This is a genomic window from Aureispira sp. CCB-E (assembly GCF_031326345.1).
In the GTDB taxonomy this organism is placed as follows: Bacteria; Bacteroidota; Bacteroidia; order Chitinophagales; family Saprospiraceae; genus Aureispira.
Map to the genome: position 1 here is coordinate 3,617,561 of NZ_CP133671.1, position 23,003 is coordinate 3,640,563.

A 23,003-nucleotide genomic window follows, 5' to 3' on the forward strand; every position below is an offset into this window, starting at 1 on the left:
AGAAAATTGGTATTGGGGTATAAAAGCAATGGATTATCTAAGAAATTAAGAGATTAATTTAAATCAATTTTTAGATTGACCAAATAAATGTCATCTGTTTCGTGTATATCCAAAATGTATTTGTCAGGGTAAATTAGTTCTAATCGTCGCTTGACATTAACCAAGCCAATGCCTCCTTGAAAATAGCGTTCGTCTTTTTCTTTCGTTTTACTATTTTGAATGGTGAAATCAACCGTATTGTCTTCTATGTAAATTAAGCATTCTACAAATCCTTCGGTAATACTTTGACTCAAACCATGTTTAAAACTGTTCTCGAAAAAAGTAATAAACAAGAGGGGGGCAATGCTGTAGTTGCTTGGAGAATCTCCTGCACATTCAAATTCGATTCTAGCTTTGTCTCCGTAACGAGTTCGTTCTAAGGTTAAGTAATTCTGAATGTAATTAATCTCTTGCTCTAAAGGTACTTTTTTTTCATTACTTTTATAAAGCATGTATCGCATCATTTCAGACAGGCGAAGCACTATTTCTGGCGCTTTGTCTGATTTTTTTAACGTTAGTGCATAGAGGCTATTGAGCGTATTAAAAAGAAAGTGTGGGTTGATTTGAGATTTTAAAAAACTTAACTCTGACTGCAAGTTTTTGTTTTCTAAGTCTTTTTGTACCGCTTGTTGCAACAACCATTCTTTGGTGATTTTTAGAATGGTACTAATGATTAAGGTTAAAAATAGGAATATAAAGTGACCGTATTGTTTTTTTAGCAACTCAAGCTGTGCTTCAATATTTTCTTTCTCAGCAATATTCCAATATAGAAAAACCATCTCAATGGGCATGACGACAGCTGCTGTAAAAAGCAAGAGCAAAAGGTACGAGATAAACCGCTTTTTGGATAGGTAATTAGGAATCAAATAGAGGTAATTCGTATAGACAATAAGCATTAGAAAAAAAACATGGATAACTGTATTCCTAAGAATGGTAAGGAAGCTTTCTTCTCCACTATCTAAAAATAACAGTGCTAGCATATAACAGAACCAAATAAGAGCATGGTAAACAACTCGGTTAGAGATGAATTCATAGCTTTTTTTTATACTATTTTGTGCAGCAAGTAGTGACATAAATTAATTGAATGTGTAGTTTGTTTATCTGCTTATCAAGCACTAAGAGCGAATAAAATTTAGGAATTATTACAATAATAAGATTTATTGACATAAATTTGTGCAAAATTAGACTAGACGATACCCAATACCGACTAAATTTAATTGATGAGATAAGTCATGACAATAATTATAAAGGTGCTAGTGTTTGCTAACCCTTTGATTATTAGTCGTTGTTTGGGTGTGGTAAGATGAATCGTACTTTTGATTTACACACTCCCAATATACAAACTTTAAATCTAAAATAGGGGGAACTTGATTTTCTTGCATCATTAGAATAATTACAATCAAAACTCCTAATTTTTATTCACTAAAAAATCATTATTAATAATGAGAATTTCAGATTTTGTTGAAGTAAGAAACAGAAAATTAAAGAAGAGATACTCTGGCAATAAAGTAGAGGCTGGACACTGGATAGAAGATTATCTAAAAGGTGATATAGATATGAAAGGTGATTTCATGGAATTCATCGATAACATTAAAGAATTGTGTGATTTTAACTTTGTAGGTCACCACTACAAATTCTTTGTTACAGAGTTTCTACCAGAAATCATGAGCCATTCACAAAAAATGGACGAAGAGACTATTTTGAGCCACTATGATGATCAAAACGATATTTTCAGATGGTTCTTAGGACCACGTATGGTTTATACTTCTGGATACTACAAAACTGAAGACGAAACACTAGAGCAAGCTCAAGATAACAAGCTGGACTTGATTGCACAAAAAATGCAATTAAAAGAAGGTGAAAGCCTTTTGGATATTGGTTGTGGATGGGGAACATTGGTTGCTCACATGGCTAAGAACTACAATATGGATACAACGGGTGTAACGATTACACCTCAACAAGCTGAATGGGGAACAAAATTGATCAAAGAAAATGGTATGGAAGATCAATCTAGAATCCTTTTGATGGACTATAGAGACATCCCTAGAAGAAAATATGATAAAATTACTTGTTTGGAAATGGCTGAGCACGTAGGTATCAAGTACTTCCAAAAATTTATGGAGCAAATTTATGATTTGTTGGAAGACGATGGTATTTTCTACTTGCAAATTGCTGCTTTGAGAGAAAGAAAATCTTTGTTGCGTGGACCAGACCAAGAAACAATTGTTTGGGGATTGTTCATGAATGAATATATTTTCCCAGGTGCAGATGCAAGTATGCCTGTAAGTTGGGATCTTAGAAGAATCGAAAAAGCAGGATTTGAAATCCAATCTGTGGAGAATGTTGGTATCCACTACAGCAAAACAATTGCTGCATGGTATGACAACTGGATGAGCAACAAAGACCAAGTAATCGAGAAATACGGAAGAATGCAATTTAGAATGTATCAAGTATTCTTGGGTTGGTCTACTAGAATTGCAGCTATTGGTGGTTCTTCTGCTTATCAAATCATTTGCCACAAAAACGTTAACCACGTACCTAGAAATAGATACATTGGTAAAGTAGCTTTGGGCGAAACTCAACAATTTGAGAATACTTCTTCTGTTGCTTCTGACTCTACTTCTGAAAAAATCATGGAAGAGTACAAAACTAGAAAGAAAAAAACGATGGTGAAATAATCTGTTAAGATTCACTTTTCGGAAAGAATGAGCTTTTAGAAATAGAAGCATACTGTTGAATTCTTTCAATAATACCGTAATAAATAGAAAAGCTGCTCTAAGTAATTGGGGCAGCTTTTTTTCTCGTTTTTAGTTGGCAAAGTTCATTTTTATTAACAGTTCTTTGTTCCTCCAATTAGATTGTGTTAGTATAAAAATCATGAAACATCCAAGAGATCAATTTTTGACCATTTATGGGCGCAAGCCTGTCTTAGAAATTCTAGAGAATGAGGCCTTAGATATCGCTAAGGTTTTTATTGCTAGAAAAGCAAAAGCTGATATTATCAAAAAAATTATAGCAGCTTGTGAGCGAAGAGGAATTGAAGTTTTGCGTTTGGAAGCAGATCAAGTTTCTAGAATGTCTAAGCATCCCAAACAGGATCAAGGAGTTGCAGCAGATGTTCATACGCCACAAATGGACGATGCGATTCAGTTCTTGGAAGCACACCAAGGAGCAGATTTGACACTCATTGCTTTAGATGGCATTACAACTCCAGGCAATGTAGGCATGATTATTCGTTCTTGTACGGCTTTAGGTGTAGATGGCATCATATTGCCAAGAAAGGGTTGTGCAAAGCTCAATTCATTGGTCATCAAAGCCTCCGCAGGGGTCGTATTTAAGAGTCGTATTCTAAAATGCGAACGCTTGACACCTGTGTTGAAAAAAGCAAAAAGTTTTGGTTATTCTATTTATGGTTTGTCGGGAGAAAAAGGAACAAATATTTATAAAGAATCATTAGAGACCAAGGGGATTTTTGTGTTGGGGAATGAAACGGATGGTGTGTCTCCTCAGACAGAAGCATTAACCAACAAGCACTTGTTTATTCCCATGGCCAATGATGTTGAATCTTTGAACGTTGCTTGCGCTGCAACAGTAGTTGCCTCTGAAATAATGCGACGAAAAAAACGGTAGATTATTAATGAATCATAATCTAAACATAGATTAAAGTTAAGGCAAAACCTTGTAAGTAAATAGTTGAGATTTAACACTATTTGAACTATCTGTGTTGACCCAAAAAATGGGTGTTGCTTCTCCATAGCCTGTCTGGTTATGGTGACCAAAAATTAACTTAAAAGGCACGGAATCCATTGGCGGGATAGAGGTGAATACGTCGGATAAAATGGGGGGAGTATAACAAATTTCATGTGTTTTTGCTGCCAGTACCCAGTTAGAAGGTATGCGACTTTCTTCTGTTCTTTTCCAGTGAACTGCGATAGGAGTTGTATTATCATTGATAACCCAAACATGATGAATGTATGACTCTGTTGGAGTAGAGTTGCTGATATAGCTCGTAGCATTGGAAGGATTGGCTAAGTTCAATCTAAAATATTCCTTGAGTGCTGTTGATTTGTAATGAACTGTTTTTGAGGTGAGTTGTTGGTGCATGGGGTCGTAAAACTCTATACTTCCCATTCCAACACCGATATTTCCATTAGGTGTGATGGTCAGAGTAACATCAATAGATGTATTCGCAGGAATATTTAAAGTGCCTGAATTGGAGGTGCTCCCATTTAACTCGTACGTCCATCCTAGAACGGTCTGTTGCTCGATGCGATCCCAATGGATAGTCGCTGCTTGGTTCGTTCCGTTCGTAACTTCCACTTGCATGATAATAGAATTGTCAGCTAATCCCATTTTTTCAATACTAGTTTCTGAAACGGTAATATTTATAGGATTAGAATTATTAGATGTATTACATGCTACCGCTAATAATAGTAATATAAAAGGACTAAAGTTGAATAGTGTTTGCATAAGTGTTTTTTTTGGGATAATATTTTGAGACCAAACAATCTGCTATATGTTAAGATGAGAAATAGCCAAACAGCGAATATGTATGAAGTTATACAATAATGGTGAAATTTGCAAATTATAGAAGATAAATAACAAGCGTTAAAGGATTAGTAAGTAGCTCGTTTTTAAGAATGTAAGGAGAGAGAGCGATTTGCCCAAAACTTGAAAAGCTAAAGAGAAGAGCGCAAATTAGGTATTCATAATTTGCTGTATTAGATCAATAAGAAAGTATATTTCAGAATATACAAGTTAGTCTCGCCACAAATAAGGAAACAAAATAAATGCCAAGGCACCTAAGATAACATCAATGCAAAGCAAAATGAGCATATCTTGATAATACGCCGTATCGGTCATCAAACCTATCGCTATTTTTGTTAGGCGCATTAAGGTCATTAACATCGGTATAATGACAGGAAAGCTTAGTATAGCCATGAGTGTGGCACTCTGATTGGCTTTGGCAGAAATAGCCGAAATGAATGTAAAGGTAATGGAAAAACCAATTGCTCCAAGTGCAAGAGTTTGATAAAATAAACTTGGATACTTAACAGGGTTACCAACCACGACTGAAAAAACAGCAAAAGCAAGAAAGGAAATAACTAAAAGTAACAATCCGTTGTAGAGCATTTTGGACAAAATAACAGAAGCAGGATTGGATAGAGCATAATAATAGAGTTGCCGACGTGGACTTTCTTGAACAAAACTTTTTGCAATAGCATTGACAGAGGCAAATAGTACAATAATCCAAAATAAAGCAGCCCAAACTGCTCCACCTACTTCTTGCCCTAATGTGATGTAAACGACAAAAACAGTCGATATAACATACAATAAAATGCCGCTAATCGCATATTTTTGGCGAAATTCCAAACGAATTTCTTTTAGTAATAAATGCCTCGTTTCAGTTAGTATATTCATATTAGCGCAAAATTAGCATTATTTATTAATTTTGTAATAAGATGACGGATTTATTCTAACCATTACTCCGTTGAAAAATCGTATTAGTTTATTGCATGAGTGCTTCGCAGTTGATTATTAGTAAGATGTACTTTTGTTGGCTTTTGTGCTAAAAGGTTGATAATCAAGCTAATGCAAGATGGTTTTTTATGTTTTTACTTCGTGAGCCTGCGGGTTCGTAAGAAAACTAAAAAAGCAACGGAGTATTATTCTAATAGTAATCTGCTAAAAAATTAGCAAACCACTATTGGTAAATGTCAAGGTAGAATAAGAAAGATAGAATTGAATTTTTGATGTTTGTTGAGTGCTACACTCTGTCTAAGAGATTGACACTTGATAGTCTATTGGAATCTAAAATGGAAGGATATTTTAATATAAAAGTTAAGTTTGTTATTGCGGTATTGTTGGCGGTATTGTTTTATGTAAGCTATCTGTATCTCTTTAAGGAGCAAACTCCAGATTCATTTGAGTTAACTAGGGATTGTACTACCGCAGAAATAGAAGCAGGAACAACTAAGGCTAATTTGTTATTTGAACGTTACTTTGAAGAACGAATACTTCGAGATCCCGAATGGCAAAGTAGGTTGGGCAGAAAAGATAGTAACAACCAGTGGACATCCTTGAGTACAGAACATCTTAAAATTGAGCATTCTTACAACCAAGCTATACTCAGTTATTTAGAAGATAGTATTCTAAGAGAAGCTTGCTTGGACGAGGCAACTTTGTTGAGTGCGAGGTTGTTAAAAGATAAACTCAAAACAGAAATAGAAGCCTATCGTTATCGTTATCATAATTATCCTATTAATGCAATGAATGGTGTGCATCTAAGGATTCCTGCTTTGTTAATTAATCAGCATGAAATTAATGACTTAAGAGATGCTGAAGCGTATATTAGTAGGGTTGGAAATGTTCCAAAGAAGATTGATGAATTAATAGCGGGTTTGATTATACGTGAAAAAAAGGGCATTATTTTACCCAAGTTTTTGTTTCCTACGGTATTGGCTTCTATTAACGAGATTATCAAGACGACACCTGATGCGCCCAATTTAATTATTAAAAAATTTGAGCAAAAAATAGCTTTACTTGATTTAAAAAATGAGCAAAAGACAACTCTAAAACAGCGTTTGTTGGATGCTTTTAATCAAAAGTTTATTATTTCTTATCAAAAATTATATCACCATTTAAAAGTTTTGGAAACCAAGGCAAGTGATGGTATAGGTGTTTGGCAATGGGAGGCAGGAGAACTGTATTATGCCTTCAAGTTAAGAGAGCAAACCACAACTTCTTTAACGGCAGATGAGATTTATAACTTAGGGATAGAAGAAGTCGCTCGAATTCATGAAGAGATGCGGGCGATTATCAAAAAACTAAATTACAAAGGCGATCTGCAAGCGTTTTTCAGCTTTTTACGTAGTGATCCCCAATTTTATTACCCTAATACAGACAAAGGAAGAAATGACTACTTAAAAAATGTAAGAAAAATTATTGATTCAATGATTGTGCAATTGGATACTTGGTTTATTTCTAAGCCAAACAAAGATGTTGTTGTTCGGTCTATAGAATCCTTTAGAGAGTCGACATTTACAACTTTTTATAAGACCTCTGTATTGGGAAGTAATGCACCTGGGGTTTGTTACGTAAATACTAGAGATATGGGGGATTTGCCTAAATATGAAATGGATGTTAGTGTCTACCATGAAGCTATACCTGGACACCATTTGCAAATTTCTATAGAGGAGTCTTTATCTGATTTGCCACAATTTCGTCGTTTAGAGGATTCTTATACCGCATATATTGAGGGGTGGGGCATGTATGCAGAATACTTACCCAAAGAAATGGGAGCCTATCAAGATGCTTACTCGGATTTTGGTCGATTGGTTTGGGAGTTGTGGAGGGCTTGCCGATTGGTAGTAGATGTAGGGATTCATCACAAAAAATGGACAAGAAATCAAGCGATTGATTATTATAAAGAGAATACTCCTAATCAGGTATCTACTTGTGAAAAAATGGTGGAACGACATATTGTTTTGCCTGGGCAAGCGGTAACTTACAAAGTAGGAATGATTACTATTTTGGAATTGAGGAAATATGCAGAGACAGCGTTAGGAGATCAATTTGATATACGAGAATTTCACGAAGTTTTATTGACAAATGGAAAGGTGCCATTGGATATTCTGCAAGATCTGGTTGAGGAATACGTCCAATCTAAAAAAGACTAGTAATTGATATTAGTAGTTCGTTGATTTTTTACTTTTTTAGCTCGCTACGCTCGTGAGATCGCAAGCTTAGTTACCAAAAAGATAAAAAAGCACATTTATATTAGTTTGATAATCAAAATTTTAACACAAAATGCGATAAAATCATAACTTATTAATTATCAAACTAATAAAGTTTTTCAACGAACTATTGTGATATAGTAATCAGTTATGTTGTTACTTCATGGATAACTCCTATGTTTTAATATTGAACGGTTATCGCTTGAGGAATATTATGGGCTATTTTTTGAGCTAAAGCAAAGTTATCTGAAGTATGTGTTTTTTTCTCTATCTGCAAATTGACACTATCTAATAACATTGCTACATCTATTTCTAGTGCTATGACTTCTGCTGATTCTGTTAACGTTTTTTGGATAGGTAAATCAATGCTTTGTAATAAAGTATTGCTACCGATTCGAAAGTCAAAAGATTCATTTTCATTGGGAATACCATCCCCATTTCGATCTACTTTCCCAACCATTTTTAGAAAAATATAACCTTCGTTTAAACTTAGATGCATGGTATCAGGAGACTGTAAGGCAAGAGGATGGGAAGCATCTGTCAAGTAGTTTGTTATCAGAGCATTGGCAGCTGGATCAACTCCTACGTTGAACTGAAGTTGTTCATACGTTTCTAAAAAAGCAGTTCCTATGGGGATGTGAGTATTCGTCTTTTTTACCAGTGGATATAAATTATTAACCTCTATAGACGTTTGATCAGATCGTACTAATTTGATTTGAGAAATATAGAATTGAAGCTCCTTAAAGGCAGTTTTATGACCATTTATGGTATAAATTCGATTGATTTCAAAAGGAAGATTGCCCATTTTAAAATCAAATTCGATGGCCAAGGTAGGGTAAACACAATCATTGCTAGCTAACTGCGCATTAGAATCATAGTTAACGGCTTTTGGATCAATACACCCAACGCGCTCTGCACAACTTTGTAAGCTTAGAATAGCACATAATGCATAAAAAAAGAAATGTTTTTGAAGGAACATAATTCGTAGATTTTGGTAAGCATTCTTAATTAAGTTGGGAATCAAAGATCCTAAAGTATTCCGAATATACAACTTCAAATTTGAATATTAAACTATCAATTTAGATAAAAAAAGCATCAACCATCCACTCAAATTGTTGTTGTAAGGGTGAGAATCAACACAAATAAGTATTAAAAATTGATCTTACTACTGAATTTTAGAGTACTGAAGTGGAATTGTTGAAATAAAGTGCAAATTCATTATAAAAATCACTTAGACTTATCTATATTTGGCGTTGTTTCAAAAAATATTGAAAGTTTTAAAAATAAATACAATTTTATGAAATTATTAGTTTGTGTAAGCCAGACGCCAGATACAACTACTAAGATCAAGTTCACTAATGGTGATACAGAATTTGATACAAATGGTGTTCAGTTTATAATGAACCCATACGATGAGTGGTATGCATTGGTACGTGCTTTGGAGTTGAAAGAGCAAGTAGGTGGTTCTGTGACCTTGTTTCACGTAGGACCAAAAGCCAATGAAACAGTTATTCGTAAAGGATTGGCAATTGGTGCAGATAGTGCTGTACGTGTAGACGCAGAAGCAAGTAGTGCTCTATTTACAGCTAAGCAAATAGCTGAGTATGCAAAAGCAGAAGGTTTTGATATGGTTTTGTTAGGTAAAGAAACCATCGACTACAATGGTTCTGAAGTAGGAGCTATGGTAGCAGAGCTTTTGGATATGCCATTTATCTCTTATGGTACCAAGATGGATGTGGCAGGAACAACTGCAACTATTAATCGTGATATAGAAGGAGGAGAAGAAACGGTTGAAGTAGAAGCTCCTTTTGTATTGAGTTGTGCTAAAGGTATGGCAGAGCAACGTATTCCAAACATGCGTGGCATTATGATGGCAAAGCGTAAGCCAATTACAGTAATCCCAGCTGTTGAAGCTGCTGATTTGGCTACTGTAGTTAAATACGACTACCCAGCAGAGAAAACTGGGGTGAAACTAATTGATCCAGAGAACATGGAGGAGTTAGTGAATTTATTACATAACGAAGCAAAAGTGATTTAATAATATGGCTGTTTTAGTATTTGCAGAGAGCTTAACGGGCTCTATCAAAAAAGCTGCTTTAGAGGCAGTAACTTATGGCAATTTGGCGGCACAAGCGTTGGGTACAGAATGTATCGCTTTGACAATCGGAACAGCTGAAGGTGCTGACAAGTTGGGACAATATGGCGCATCAAAAGTATACAATGTTGCTGCTTCAGATGATTTTGATTCTCAAGTATATGCTGCTATTATCAGCAAAGCTGCTGAGCAACTAGGTGCAGATTGTGTTGTTTTTGCACATTCTTCTTCTGGTAAATCGTTGGCTGGTCGTGTGGCAGTTCGTATGGAAGCAGGGATGGCATCTGCTGTTATTAGCGTACCTACTGCTGGAAACTTCTCTGTTCAAAAAGGAGTATTCTCTGGTAAAGGTTTTGCTACTTACGAAATCAAGTCAACTAACAAAGTATTGACTATTGCTCCGAATACTTTCCGTCCAGAGGCAAGTGGAAGCGATGTAGCAGTAGAAACATTGGCTATTGAGGCTCCTGCGGCACGTGTAAAAGTGAAAGAACAATCTACTGTAGAAGGTATTGTGCCATTGCCAGAGGCTGAATTAGTAGTTTCTGCTGGTCGTGGTATGAAAGGTCCTGAAAACTGGGGTATGATTGAAGAAATGGCTGATATCTTGGGCGCAACAACAGCTTGTTCTCGTCCTGTAGCAGATGTACACTGGCGTCCTCACCACGAGCACGTTGGTCAAACAGGTGTTGCGATTCGTCCAACGTTGTACATTGCAGTAGGTATTTCTGGTGCTATCCAACATTTGGCGGGTGTCAATCAATCTAAAGTGATTGTTGTAATCAACAAAGATCCTGAGGCTCCTTTCTTCAAGGCGGCAGATTATGGTGTTGTTGGCGATTTATTCGAGGTTGTTCCTCGTTTGAATGAGGCTTTGAAAAAGTTCAAATCTCAAAACTAATTAAGGTAAAATAGAAGGTTGTAAGAACACTAAATGGAGTGTTTTTATGACTATATAGATATAACAACCTGTAATTACTTGGCGCAGTGCTCTTTGTTGAGTATTGCGCTTTTTATTTTTTACAATCGTTAGCAGCGTTGTTATTATTTTTAATGACTCTTTTAACCCAATTGCAATGAATAATTTAGTCTTGGATGACGATGGTGAAATGAATCCTAATAAGGAAGGTAGTGTCTTTACATTTGTTATGCTTGTTATTGGTTTATTTATAACGCTTATTTTTGGCGAGACAGATTGGTTGAATGCATTTATAGGTGCTAGTCTTTTGCTAATAAATGGTTTTTTGCTTTATTTTGATCGAAGAAAAGGGATTATTTTTTTGGGGCTTATAGCAATTGCTGCCAGTTTAAATCGAGTAGATTTTCTACCTTTTGACCTGATTGTTTTTATCACAGTAGATATTATTAGCGTACTTATCTTTTTGGGTTCTTATGTGTTGACCAATGAGAAGATTTTCTTAGATTATTTGGAGGAAAAAAGAAGCCTAGAGTCCAAACTTGTTAAGCCTTCCTCTAATATGGAGTTTTTCAAAAAAAGATTTAAAAATAAATCTACAGACGAACTACTCGAAATAATTGCCAATCCGAGCCTTGTTGAAGCTGCTAAAAGAGCGGCAAAAGAATTACTAGAGCAAAAAAAAGAGAGCTAAAAGAAAAGTCTTACAAAAATATTATTCATGAAAGGAACAGCATATTTATTACAAGCAGCATTAATTTCTTTTTGGTGGATAGGATTGTTAACCAATCAAAATTTCTACGACGCTTTTCAATTTCCAGGAATACATAGCATAGCATTTAATTCATTTTTATTGCCAGATATCTTAATTATTGCCATACTATCTATAGCAAGAGCGTATTTTGGCAAGCAAGAAATAGAATTTGTTATTTTGGGCGGCTTTGCATTTGCAACATTGTATTGTATTAATGCTTCTATATTGACACAGGGAGGCTTTTTAGGAACAACTATTATGATACTAGGCTTATGTTATAATTGTTTCTTGGTATTTGAAAAATTAATGTTTAGAGAGTCAAATACAAAGAGTTTTACTAAGAATTGGCTGAAAACAATAGTTCAAATGATTAGCATTTGGCTAATAACTTTAGTGCTGTTTCCAATATTGATCATGGAATCATCTGAAGGAATACCTTTGGTAAAAGAAACCAATAAATTGATAGGACTCTCGTTCTTTTTGGTATGTAGTGTGTTGGGGATTTGCAGTGCGTATTTTATGGTCAAAAAAGGAGAGGGAACACCTTTGCCATTGGATCAAACTCAAAAGTTAGTTGTAGCAGGTCCTTATAAATATGTGAGAAATCCTATGGCAATAGCAGGAGTCGGGCAAGTTGTTGCTATAAGCATTATTTTTAGTTCAATTCCTATCTTGTTGTATGCCCTTTTGGGGGCAGTCCTTTGGGAGCTTGTTGTCAAGCCCATAGAAGAAAAAGATATGGAATTAAGGTTTGGATTAGATTATAAAAATTATAGAGGGAAGGTAGGTTGTTGGATTCCTAAAATAACAACCTACCTTCATTTTTTAATAAGATACTACTTATCTTCTTTTAAGTAAGTGGACAGAAAAAAGTATAGTTAAAAATGTAATTGTTTTTAGTGCTGTTCAAAGAAAAGAATTGAAGTTTTAGCGGGCTAAAACGAGATTTTTTGATGAAGAACAGTGCAAAAAGAATTCTATTTTGCCTATAAATTTTTATGAACGATTACTTAATTGTGTATTCTTATAGGAATCAATAAACTACCATCAAAATATAAATGCCTAAAGATGAATTCAATAAAATCATTGTTGTTTTTCCTGTTGATGAGCAGTCAGGTTGTGTTTGCGCAAAATGACACAAGCAAATGCGTTTGTATTGGAGACGATATAGAGGCAAAATTCTCTAATTTGCTGAAAGATTTTATAAGCTTTGACGAATTCAATAATGTTTTGGGTTGGGAGTTAGAAAATGGAAAGGAACTATACGAATTTATTTTTTATAGAGATTTAATAGGAGGCGATAACCGAATAGTGTCTAATTACGAACTCAAGGCAGTTTCATACGATAAGATTCGTCTAAAACATCCTTCAAAATATTACACTATTGATTTACTACCTTGCACAAAGGATAAAATCTTTTATCTATTACCTCTGGAAGTATCGTATCGACACGATATAAAAACATACTTACCAGAGTTTGACTTTACCAGTTTTGATTATTCTCCAGAGTCTTATTACCGAATTCTAAAAGCTCGTGCTCGTATAGATGACATGAAGTTTCTTAAAATAGCTATAGAAACAGGTCCACTACAGTGGAAAGGTAAAGGCAAAGAGTTATCTATGAAGAAGTTCATTCGTAAAGTAATAAAAAGAAATAAAATCCAGCTTTCAGAATTCAAAGCAAAGACCTACCAAGATAGCATTCGACAATACTTACTCCAGTTTCGTAAACAAAAAGTTGACCTTACAAAAATTGCCTTGGAGCATTTTGTTCTATATGGGAAAAAATTAAGAAAGGCTGATGATAAAATTGAAAAACGGTTGCGTTATTTATTTGGTCGTTGGTTAGGGAACATTTCGTATGCTTCGATTCAACGGCATATTATCAATCCCACGGTAGAAGCTGATATAAGGGCAAATTATGTTAGCATCAAGCTCTCGCCAGATATGATTCGAGAATGGAACTCTGTGGAAAATAGACCCAAGCTTGATAGTTCTAATGTGCCTATTGGTAGTACAATACTTTGTGAAGTTTCAAACCTACATTATTCAAGTATTAAAGGGCTGAATGCTTACTCCTATGAAATCTGTATGCCAACTTCTGAAATCACAGGAACAGGCATTCTTATGGATATAATTGAAGCAGATATTGTGACCAATCAAAAAGGAGGGAAACCTAATCTAAATTACAAATTATACACTCAATGTCTGGTAGACTCCATTCGAAAAAAAGGAACAACTATTTATGAGTACTCGCCTCTTCTTACGGAGTTTTCAGGGCTGAAAATTGCTGCTGCAAATCTTGAATTACCGTTTGAGGAGCATATTATTGAATTAGATGCGTACAATGTTCTATTAAATAATAAAGTTCTAACTGGCTCTATTGATTTGCCTTCGAAAGAAAATACTGGACAATTGAATATGAATTCAATTGTAATAGTTCAGGATAATAGAAATAATAAGTTGGAAGTAGTCGTCAGCAAATTGGTAAAAACGCTCCAAAAAAGAGGTCTTAAAAACGTAGTACTAGATAGTGAAAATAGTAAGTTGACTTTTTTTTATAAAAAGTAATTGTACTAACTAACAGAAGGAGTGTTTGGGGTCTGGTAGATGGGTGAACGAATGAGGAGTTGTTTTGTCTTTGGTCAAACCAACCATAAAAAAGGGCATAAAAAAAGAAGACTTTGGAAGCCTTCTTTAGAACAATCGTACGAACACTATAACAGCAAAGTGACTAAAATAGTTCACGCAAATGTCGATTTTTTGAAATATTTATTTTTATAAATTGTTATTATTGTTGTGTTGCTTATTTTTTGTTAAAAAGTAGGCTTGTATTGGGCAGCAATCTTTGTAAGTGATTGAGGAGTCCTTTATTTTTGGCAATAGGGTTTCCTCTTAGATGGAGTGTTTCCAATTGCGTCAAATTACGAATTTGATTGGGCAAGCTTTCCAAGTGATTGCCATTTAGGTTTAGAATTTTTAACTGACGGAGTTCGCCAATACTCGTTGGTAAATCCCTTAGTTTATTAGATGCTACATTTAATATCTCTAAATTCTGCAACAAACCAATATCTCTAGGTATTGTTGTCAAATGATTGTTACTAAGATTTAAATTGTTTAAACGGCTTAATCTGAAAAGGTGCGTTGGAAGGCTTTTTAATCTATTTCTAGAAAGAATGAGCACTCTCAACATCTTTAATTGACCGATTTCCGCAGGAATTTTTATGAATCTATTTTTTCCTAGATAGAGCGTTTCTAATTGGTTTAGTACTCGAATATTTTTAGGAAACTCATGCAATTGATGCCCTGTAAGACTAACGGTTTTAATTCCCTTCAAAGTAGCAAACGGAATTTGTCCTCTGTTCCAATTTTGTTGATTAAAGTATAGCTTTTCGAGATTTACAAAAGGAGCCAAAGAAATATTACGGCGGCTAAATCCCTGTTCGAGTTTGATGATTGTTACTTTTTCTGTAAGATCAAACTCGATGCACCACAATAACTTATCATTGCTATTGGTCATCAATTCTGCTAATGTTTCATCTTGGGGTATTTTAATACTATTGAGTAAGGCTAAACCAACCCGTTGATTTTGCTCAAGGGGGCTTGCTAATAGAGCTTTTACTCTATCAAAATCTATATCTGTAGTTATCATGTTATTATTTTTTGCGTTATCAATAGCCTATGTACATGAATGGGCATTCATGTTGTACAAATAGTAAGCAATTTGTCAAAGGCTTATAAAAAAGAGTAAGTATCTAGTTTTAGACTTTCATAACGGCAAAAAAAGTGGATGTAGTGATTTTTGAGAAAATACACTAGGTTATCATTATAACCCCCTTAACGGCATCTTTTTAAGAAAAGTTCCCATGCAATAAAATTTTAGCATTTTCTAGTACAATATTTCTGTAACCTATTCTCCTTGGTGTATTATATATTATATAAATAAATAGTTTAAACTAAGAAGAGAATACTCTCTTACAAAATCAACCTCACTATGAAAATGACTTATTTAATACAGACAATGAGTTTGTCTGCATTGTTGATGACAAGCTGTACGTCTACCGAAACAGGCTCTACAGATCATGTTACAACAACGAATCTAGAAACTAAAAAGCCTAAAAAAGAAGCAATTCCCACTTTGAGCGAATTGGAACAAAATGCGGATATTATTTGGTTGGGAGAAGCTGAAGTAGATTATGCGCTCAACTACAACCGATGGGATTATGATAAGGAAGATCCAGAAAGATTACTGATGGAGAATTTAGGCTTTAAGAGCCGAAACAGTTTCAAAATATTGAAGTATCAAGTAACGGATTTGAATGCTTCTCACAATGACGACCACGATTTATTTGAAAAGGTGCTCAAAAATCGTCGTGAAATGACATTTTACAAAGATGCCACTTTAAAGGACAAATATGCTTCAAAAGAAGTAGAGCGTTTGATTGGTCGAGTCGATACTATTTTTACATTTGATCCGAAGACGATGAAAGAGCAACAGCAAGTAGTAGTAAACGCATTAGACCCAGAAACAGTCAGAGCATTTAGACTGCGTCAAGTAATTTATTATAGCCAAAAAGAGATGACTTTTAAATCCATTGCCTTGGCTATCGCTCCATTGGCATACGAAAAAACTTCCAATACTCCTGCTAGTCCAGCAGATTTAAAACCTCTTTTTTGGATGAAGCCAGAAGTATTGACAGCAGCACCAGATTTATCATCCTCAACGGTTACTTGGGCAAAACGTATGTATCGAAACTTTGATTTATCTACAGTTAAAATGATAAAGCAAGAACAAGATATTAGTGTGGTTATTGAAATGATGATGAAAGGGTTTAGAGAAAATGCTGCAACCACTAAATTGGGCTATACTTTTGATGCTGATGGCACAGAATACTTAAAGGCTGAAGAGATAAAGCATTTAGGAGCGTCTATTGATACTATTATTACCTTTGATCCTAAGACCTTTAAAGAAACCAATCAAGTGGTAAAATCTAAGATGAATGGCAGCGATATTAAAAATTTGCGGTTGTTACAGGACTGGGTATGGAACGATAAAACAAAGTCATTGAGCATTCGTTACGTTGGTTTTGCGCCTATTATTAATCGAGTTGACGCTATGGGAAATTTTTTAAATTCAGGACCAATGTTTGTTCGTAAAGTCGAAGATATTTAAGCCTTCAATTAGACCTAAAAAGATAAGAGCACAGCCGTTGTTAGAGTGGTTGTGCTTTTTTGTTATAAAAAAGGACCAAAGCAGCCACCACGCTACTTTGGTCACACACCATTTAATCTGCCTCCACCACGAGACAGAGCAATTGATTAAGTTTTTTATTCATGAATTTCGTATACCTCATTATTCATCATAAAGCGTACATTTTTGCCTAGTGCTAAAAACGCAACGGCTTCTTGATTTTCCATTAGTTTGAAATAAGCTTCTGAATTAAATTTAATTCGATTGGTTTTAATATTTTTATTCTGATTGAGAGAGATATTAGCATCCAACCATTCGTTGTTGTTATTGTACATCGCACGTCCTTGTATGTTGACAATTCCCTCAGATAGGTTGCGATGCTTGCCAGAACTATCTTTATAAGCCAATCGTTCGACACCTTGTTTAATTTCAGCTAAGTTAGAAGCTTTGTTCATGGTTTGACTTTCTTTACTAGCACGGACAGAGGACTTTCCATCTTTCTTTTTGGCATTAGCACCAAAACCAGCAATAGTTTCTACTTCTTCTTCAAAATCTATATCATCAGACAGTTGTGGGGCATCTAAAGCACGAGGTCTTAAAATCAAATCCTGTTCTTGAATTGCTTGATTTCTAGAAGCAACTGCTTCATCTTCTAAAATAAGATAGGAAGTATAAGGCGTGATAATTCCATGCTTTTTTGCTAAGCGAGTTACTTCTTTGACCAATTCTTCGTTCTCACCATGCAAACGAATTTGATCCAAGAGATATCCTACTGCCCTAGAAGCCCAGAGATTGGGAATAAAATCCAGCTCGGTATTTTCGTTGGACAAATCAACAGAATATTGAAATGTTTTGCGAGCACCATTGATATTACCACTTACGGTAATCGTTGATTTTCCAGATCCTTTATAGCGTCCCATTAAGCTGATCGAACCACCTTTAAATAAGTCAGGCAATTTTTTGTCGTAAACATCCGATATGCGCACATTTTTATCAAACTCTATGCTTATATCAGTAAGCACAGGAGAGGAAGCCTTGCTATAAAAGTCAGAGACTTTAAGTTCAATATCTTCATCAGGCAAGACATAAGTTCGATAAGCGTTGGTGCTTGCTGTAATTTTATCTAGTAAATGAGTATTGAGATTTGTGCCAATTCCAAAAGTGAAAATACGTACATTTTTCTTGTTCATTGCCGCTACTTTCTTTAATAATGGATCTTCTTCCGTTTCACCAATGGTAGGTTTTCCATCTGTCATAAAGATGACAAAGAAAGGTCTTTTGCTATTGGTTTCTTGTGCAGAAAGTGCCAAATCTAGTGCCTCTTCAATGTTTGTTCCTCCAATAGGGTTAATGTCGTCTATAAAGTCAATGGCTTTCTGTTTGTTGGATGTATTCAACTGTTCGACTTTTCCAAATAAAGAGGTAGCTTCTGTAGAGAAAGGGATAATTTCAAAACGGTCGTTTTTATTTAGATTCTCTACGCAAAAACGCAAAGCTTTTTTTGCTTGATCTAGTTTGTCACCGGCCATAGAGCCAGATTTATCCATGACAAAAACAATATCTTTGGCAACGATTTCATGTTCATTCCCAAAGCCAGGGCTTAGGTTGAGAAAGAAATAGCCATCTTCGTTGGGCATTTTGTAGTTGAGCAAAGAAAGCCCTAGTTTACTGTTGTCTAAATTAAAGTATAATTTGAAATCTCGATCTGATTTTACATTGCTTGCTTCAAAACCAACGGTTGCTTTTTCTGCTCCTTTGCGGATGATTTCGACAGGATGTGTGGGACAGTAAACTGTTTTAATTTTTTCTTTTCCATCAATATCAATTTTAAAACTAATTTGCTGGATAGGTTTGGCAGAATATTTTTCGGTATTCATAGGAAAACTATACTCGATGGTACCATTATTTTTAGAAAGGGTTTCTGTGTATGTTAGTTGTATCTTTTGTTCTTTTTTAGCTAAAATTGGAAAAATACGCACTCTGAACATCCCTTTTCCATAATACTCCAATAAAGCAGGGTCTTTGGAACGACGGACAATTTCTTCGTAAATTTTTCGAGCTTTGGTTGCGTCCAATAACTCTGCTTCATGCTTAACACCATTAATATCCATTGTAAATTTGGAAATAACAACATCTTTAGGAACAGGGAACAAGAAGTAACCTTCTAATTGGCGATTGGTTGGATTGAAAAAAACTTGCTTTATCGTAGTTGTTGCTGTTTGACCACTGATAGACGTATTAACTTGTGTGGATCTAGATTCTAGGGGAAATAAAGCGGGATTGGGTTGACCAGGAATAATAGCGTTGGGGTTACTGTGCTTATCAGGCATAACAATAATGAATCCTCCTGCGTAGCTTGCGGCAATATTAAACAACAAGGTGGTTGTTACTAATAAAATTATTTTTTGCATGATTTGTTTTGTTTGTTGGTTTAAGAGGTAATCAACAACGAGGTATTTGTTGACAATAAAGAGCAACCAGCTCAAGTGATAATTTTATGACTAACTGTTTTGGAAATATCCGAAATAGCGTTGCTCTACTCATTAAATATTATGAGTATCAACTTACTTGGGCAAATCAATAAATTATTTTTGTTTTATTAAATATTGGTTGCGTACTTAAAAATAGAGATGCACTTTGTGTGGATATGGTTGTGTGTATCAAAAAAAAATAGTGCTGTTTGTTGAAATCAGCACTACAAAAATTACGATATGGATAATAAGATGACTTGTTCAAGTATGTTGTATGGATGACGATTTGAGAGAGCAATAAGTCTGTCAATAATTGGCTCAACTGAGTAGGTTTTGAATGGTTTGTTCTACTACTTCATTCGTTTTTGGATGGCGAATAACAGCTTTGGAAATATTGCCTTGTTTGTCGATAATAAGATGAGTTGGATAGGTAATAATACCAAATTTTAAAGCCAATAACTCTTGATCAGCAGCAAAGTCAAAATTCCAACTTTTGCCTCTTAAGAAACGGGATAAATTGGCAGGACTATCCAATGCAGGAGCAATCCAAATGCAGTTCTTATTATTAGCATATTTTTTAGCCAAAGCGTTTAAGTCTTGAATATCTTTGGTGCAGATATGAGAAGCCGTAAACCAAAAACTTAAGATAGTAACTTTGCCAGCAAGGCTTTGTTTGGTATATCGTTCCCCTCTTAGATTAGACAATTCAAAATCAGGTAAAGGCTGAGCTTCGAGTTTCTTGGCGTGTTCTTTTATAGAAACTAAATGCACTTCTTCAGAACCATCTATCTTCTGTTTTTGTTCTGAAAGATAAAGCCCTTCTGCTAGCAACTGATTGAATTTATCGGTTGAAATTATTTTGTTTTGAGTATCAAAAAAAGTAATGTTCTCTTCTATTTTGGTAGGAGCAGCTCGATGACTAGAGTCTTTGATATCTTCAAAAGTAATCTTCTCCTTGCTTGGATCTTTGCAAGCGCTTAAAATGAGCAATAAGAGTATGGTATAGTTAAAATATTTCATAGGGAATCTAAATTCAAGCAAACATACTAAAAAGAATATAATTTTAAGAAGATAGTTGATATGGATTGAACGATGGCTTTAATTGATGTGGGGATCAAAGCCATATTGATAAAATTAACAAAAAAAAAGATTTATTTGAACTTTGAGAAGCCTAATTTAGGCTTTCTAAGAAACTAAAAATAGCCGCCCAATATTCTTCGTGACCTTCTTTGCTAGCCCATAAAGCTCTAGAACCATGATAACCATCTCCTTTAGGTATAAATTGTATTTGTTGGTTGTTTTGTTTTGTCTTTTGAATTAAATTTTTAATTCCTTCTGCTTCTTTTTTTGAAGAAGTAATAAAAAAAGGTTGTGCACTTGTTGTGATTAATGGAATTAGAGATCCTTTCTGACTGCTAAAGTAATTACCAGGACTGAATGACACAACAGCAAAAACTTTATTATTGTTCAATCCATTATAGAGTGCTAGTGTAGAAGAATAAGAAGAACCCCAAATAATAATTGGATGTTTGGCTTGTTTATAAAAATAATCAATAGCTGCAACGATATCTTGTTCAGCATCAAGATACTCGGTAGGCAAACCTGCTGCCATTGCTCTTTGATGAGTTGCATTAATGGGATGAATCCCATCTACGTCCATCGTGCCACCAGAACGTTGGTCAATAGCCAAACAATTGTAACCATTATGTTGTAAGACAACAGCTATAGAGTCGTATTCATATTTGTTCCACCTTGCTTGATGACAAAGTAAGATGTTGGGAGCACTGTCGCTGCTATAGTAATAATTGGCATCAATCAGTAAGCTGTCTAAAGACCTAAATTGAATACGTTTGTAAGCATTGCTGTGTTTATTGGTAATACTGTCTAAGTGCCCAAGACTATCAATGACGATCAAATTGGGTGTTGCAAGAGGGGGCTTAGGAGTAGTAGGCACCAGCGAGTGCTCATTCTGGGATGGGGCAGAAGAAGTCTCACAACTACTTAGTGTTATGATAAATAAATATATGCAAATGTAAATTGTAGCATGTAAATGTGTAGTCATTTAAAAGGTGTTTGGGAAACGCTTATAATAAAATGATATTTTAAAATAATATGTAAGTGTCTGCTTATTAATATAATAAAACTTTAAGTAAAAAACATGATAAGGTTCATTATTTAACAGAAAAAATAAAAACTTTTAGACCAAACCTATCATAAATTTGAAAAAAGCAATAAAAAAGAGTATTTTTAAAATGCCTTAATTAATTATTTTATTCCACCTAAGAACGCCTTTAATCGACTGTGCTAACATTGATAGGACGCTTGGATATTGTATGTGTAGATGCTAAATTAATATTGTTGAAGTTTTAATATAACTGCCACTAATTCAGTAACAATCTTGTCCAATCATATAGCCAAAACAGTTTTAATAATGGCTTTATTGTAAAATTAGATTTTATGCGACAAAAATTATGTTTTTTATTAATTTTTATCGCTCCAATTGTACAAGCCCAATACGATCAGCAACAACTATTATTAAACCAAAATGGTCAAGAATTACTAGATGAATTAGTGGATTTGTATAAACCTAGTTTTGTTTTAGATTATGATGATGCGAGAGATACACTTTTTGCTAAGGTATATGCATTGGAGGATAGTGTACGTTGTGTATACACAGGGCATGCCTTGCATTTGAATACTCAAGTAGATCCTTCTACCAATTTGTATAATGGAGGTAGTGCTAACGGAATTAATACAGAGCATACGTATCCTCAAAGTAAAGGAGCGGGTCAAGGAAATGCTCGTAGCGATTTGCATCATTTATTTCCTGTTCGTGCAGCTGTTAATTCTGCTCGAAATAATTTTCCCTATGCAGAAATAGCAGATGAAAAAACAACTGCTTGGTTCTACAACGCAGTGACAGAAAGTTATCCAACCAAAGAAGCAACATGGTATAGTGAATTAGATTTTAATGCCGAAGTTTTCGAACCCAAGGAAGCGCATAAGGGCAATGCTGCCCGTGCAATTTTTTACTTTTATACGATGTACAAAGCGGAAGCAGATGCCGCTGATCCTACTTTTTTTGCAAAGCAGTTGCCTACTATTTGCCAATGGCACTTGGATGATCCTGTTGACAGTTTAGAGTGGGAACGCACACACATTATAGCACATTATCAAGAAGGAAAGGCAAATCCTTTTGTCTTAGATTGTAGCTTGCCATACAGAACCTATTGCCCATATTTGCCTGCCAACAGCTGTTTTACTAGTTATAATACTTTGGCTGATTTTGGGGCAGAATTATATGCCAATTTTCCTAATCCTGCAACTACAAGCATGACCATTCAATACGAGTTAAGTCGTCCTACGATGGTTCAAATTAGTATTTATAATTCGACAGGGCAGTGTTTAAAAACGCTGTCGTTGGGGGAGCAAGACGCTGGTCTTTTTCAAAAAAATATTGTCTGCACAGATTGGGCAAGTGGAGTGTATGCTTATCGTCTTAGTTTGGAACAAAATGGACATGTTATTAATTTGGTCATACAGTTTACAATTAAGCACTAAATGTACTATTCAAGCAATCAATAAGATAGCTTTGAGTGCCTAATTAACCCTAATGGCATTATAGTCTAATTTAAACGTGTAAAAGTAAGGCTATAGCAGCGTTTCATTTCTAAATTTAAATAAAAAATGCTTAGCAACAAGTGCTAAGCATTTACAAAACTTACTTACTATGTATAAACAACTAAGAACAGAATTAGTCTACTTACTTACTGTTTAAATAATGGTTCCTAAAAAAAGCCT

18 protein-coding genes are annotated in these 23,003 nt (G+C 34.8%); 10 read left to right on the forward strand and 8 right to left on the reverse strand.

Features of this window, described 5'->3' with window-relative positions; all coding sequences use genetic code 11:
* Nucleotides 1-53: 53 nt before the first annotated feature.
* On the reverse strand, nucleotides 54-1,112 hold the full coding sequence (locus tag QP953_RS14095; protein WP_052598969.1) for a sensor histidine kinase: 1,059 nt from the start codon (nucleotides 1,110-1,112) through the stop codon (nucleotides 54-56).
* Nucleotides 1,113-1,481: 369 nt separating this feature from the next.
* On the opposite strand from QP953_RS14095, the gene QP953_RS14100 reads away from it, so the two are divergent.
* Both QP953_RS14100 and QP953_RS14105 read left to right on the forward strand, forming a co-directional pair.
* Nucleotides 1,482-2,717, forward strand: a complete 1,236-nt coding sequence (locus tag QP953_RS14100; RefSeq protein WP_063833170.1) for a cyclopropane-fatty-acyl-phospholipid synthase family protein — start codon at nucleotides 1,482-1,484, stop codon at nucleotides 2,715-2,717.
* Between the two features lie 199 nt (nucleotides 2,718-2,916).
* On the forward strand, nucleotides 2,917-3,669 hold the full coding sequence (locus QP953_RS14105; protein WP_052598968.1) for an RNA methyltransferase: 753 nt from the start codon (nucleotides 2,917-2,919) through the stop codon (nucleotides 3,667-3,669).
* A gap of 36 nt (nucleotides 3,670-3,705) precedes the next feature.
* Here QP953_RS14105 and QP953_RS14110 read toward each other — a convergent pair whose 3' ends face one another.
* Together QP953_RS14110 and QP953_RS14115 are read right to left on the reverse strand one after the other, a co-directional pair.
* Nucleotides 3,706-4,509, reverse strand: coding sequence for a hypothetical protein (locus tag QP953_RS14110; protein ID WP_309555531.1), 804 nt, complete (start codon nucleotides 4,507-4,509; stop codon nucleotides 3,706-3,708).
* 288 nt (nucleotides 4,510-4,797) lie between these two features.
* Nucleotides 4,798-5,460 (reverse strand): heme exporter protein CcmB, encoded by a 663-nt coding sequence (locus QP953_RS14115; protein WP_052598966.1) that lies wholly within the window; start codon nucleotides 5,458-5,460, stop codon nucleotides 4,798-4,800.
* 395 nt (nucleotides 5,461-5,855) lie between these two features.
* On the opposite strand from QP953_RS14115, the gene QP953_RS14120 reads away from it, so the two are divergent.
* On the forward strand, nucleotides 5,856-7,718 hold the full coding sequence (locus QP953_RS14120) for a DUF885 domain-containing protein (protein WP_309555532.1): 1,863 nt from the start codon (nucleotides 5,856-5,858) through the stop codon (nucleotides 7,716-7,718).
* Nucleotides 7,719-7,956: 238 nt separating this feature from the next.
* On the opposite strand, the gene QP953_RS14125 is transcribed toward QP953_RS14120, so the two are convergent.
* Nucleotides 7,957-8,754 carry an MbnP family protein gene (locus QP953_RS14125; protein WP_309555533.1) on the reverse strand — a complete coding sequence of 266 codons (798 nt, stop codon included), beginning with the start codon at nucleotides 8,752-8,754 and terminating at the stop codon, nucleotides 7,957-7,959.
* A 318-nt stretch (nucleotides 8,755-9,072) separates the two neighbouring features.
* On the opposite strand from QP953_RS14125, the gene QP953_RS14130 reads away from it, so the two are divergent.
* From QP953_RS14130 to QP953_RS14150, 5 genes are all read left to right on the forward strand, one after another.
* Nucleotides 9,073-9,813, forward strand: coding sequence for an electron transfer flavoprotein subunit beta/FixA family protein (locus tag QP953_RS14130; protein ID WP_052599053.1), 741 nt, complete (start codon nucleotides 9,073-9,075; stop codon nucleotides 9,811-9,813).
* 4 nt (nucleotides 9,814-9,817) lie between these two features.
* Nucleotides 9,818-10,771, forward strand: a complete 954-nt coding sequence (locus QP953_RS14135; RefSeq protein WP_309555534.1) for an electron transfer flavoprotein subunit alpha/FixB family protein — start codon at nucleotides 9,818-9,820, stop codon at nucleotides 10,769-10,771.
* A gap of 175 nt (nucleotides 10,772-10,946) precedes the next feature.
* Nucleotides 10,947-11,480, forward strand: coding sequence for a hypothetical protein (locus QP953_RS14140; protein WP_309555535.1), 534 nt, complete (start codon nucleotides 10,947-10,949; stop codon nucleotides 11,478-11,480).
* A 27-nt stretch (nucleotides 11,481-11,507) separates the two neighbouring features.
* Nucleotides 11,508-12,398, forward strand: a complete 891-nt coding sequence (locus QP953_RS14145) for a methyltransferase (protein WP_309555536.1) — start codon at nucleotides 11,508-11,510, stop codon at nucleotides 12,396-12,398.
* A 210-nt stretch (nucleotides 12,399-12,608) separates the two neighbouring features.
* Nucleotides 12,609-14,111, forward strand: coding sequence for a hypothetical protein (locus tag QP953_RS14150; RefSeq protein ID WP_309555537.1), 1,503 nt, complete (start codon nucleotides 12,609-12,611; stop codon nucleotides 14,109-14,111).
* A gap of 235 nt (nucleotides 14,112-14,346) precedes the next feature.
* Here QP953_RS14150 and QP953_RS14155 read toward each other — a convergent pair whose 3' ends face one another.
* Entirely contained in the window at nucleotides 14,347-15,192 is an 846-nt protein-coding gene (locus QP953_RS14155; RefSeq protein ID WP_309555538.1) for a hypothetical protein, read from the reverse strand.
* 342 nt (nucleotides 15,193-15,534) lie between these two features.
* Here QP953_RS14155 and QP953_RS14160 point away from each other — a divergent pair, with 342 nt between their 5' ends.
* Nucleotides 15,535-16,713: a hypothetical protein gene (locus QP953_RS14160; protein WP_309555539.1), complete on the forward strand. Its 1,179-nt coding sequence runs from the start codon at nucleotides 15,535-15,537 to the stop codon at nucleotides 16,711-16,713.
* Between the two features lie 155 nt (nucleotides 16,714-16,868).
* Here the strand turns inward: QP953_RS14160 and QP953_RS14165 are convergent, their stop codons facing one another.
* The 3 genes from QP953_RS14165 to QP953_RS14175 form a co-directional block, all read right to left on the reverse strand.
* Nucleotides 16,869-19,142 (reverse strand): VIT domain-containing protein, encoded by a 2,274-nt coding sequence (locus QP953_RS14165; RefSeq protein ID WP_309555541.1) that lies wholly within the window; start codon nucleotides 19,140-19,142, stop codon nucleotides 16,869-16,871.
* Between the two features lie 378 nt (nucleotides 19,143-19,520).
* Nucleotides 19,521-20,222: a redoxin domain-containing protein gene (locus tag QP953_RS14170; RefSeq protein ID WP_309555542.1), complete on the reverse strand. Its 702-nt coding sequence runs from the start codon at nucleotides 20,220-20,222 to the stop codon at nucleotides 19,521-19,523.
* A gap of 151 nt (nucleotides 20,223-20,373) precedes the next feature.
* Complete coding sequence (locus QP953_RS14175) at nucleotides 20,374-21,264, reverse strand: hypothetical protein (RefSeq protein ID WP_309555544.1); 891 nt, start codon at nucleotides 21,262-21,264, stop codon at nucleotides 20,374-20,376.
* Nucleotides 21,265-21,659: 395 nt separating this feature from the next.
* Between QP953_RS14175 and QP953_RS14180 the strand changes: the two genes are divergently transcribed.
* Nucleotides 21,660-22,763 carry an endonuclease gene (locus QP953_RS14180; RefSeq protein ID WP_309555545.1) on the forward strand — a complete coding sequence of 368 codons (1,104 nt, stop codon included), beginning with the start codon at nucleotides 21,660-21,662 and terminating at the stop codon, nucleotides 22,761-22,763.
* Nucleotides 22,764-23,003: the final 240 nt, after the last annotated feature.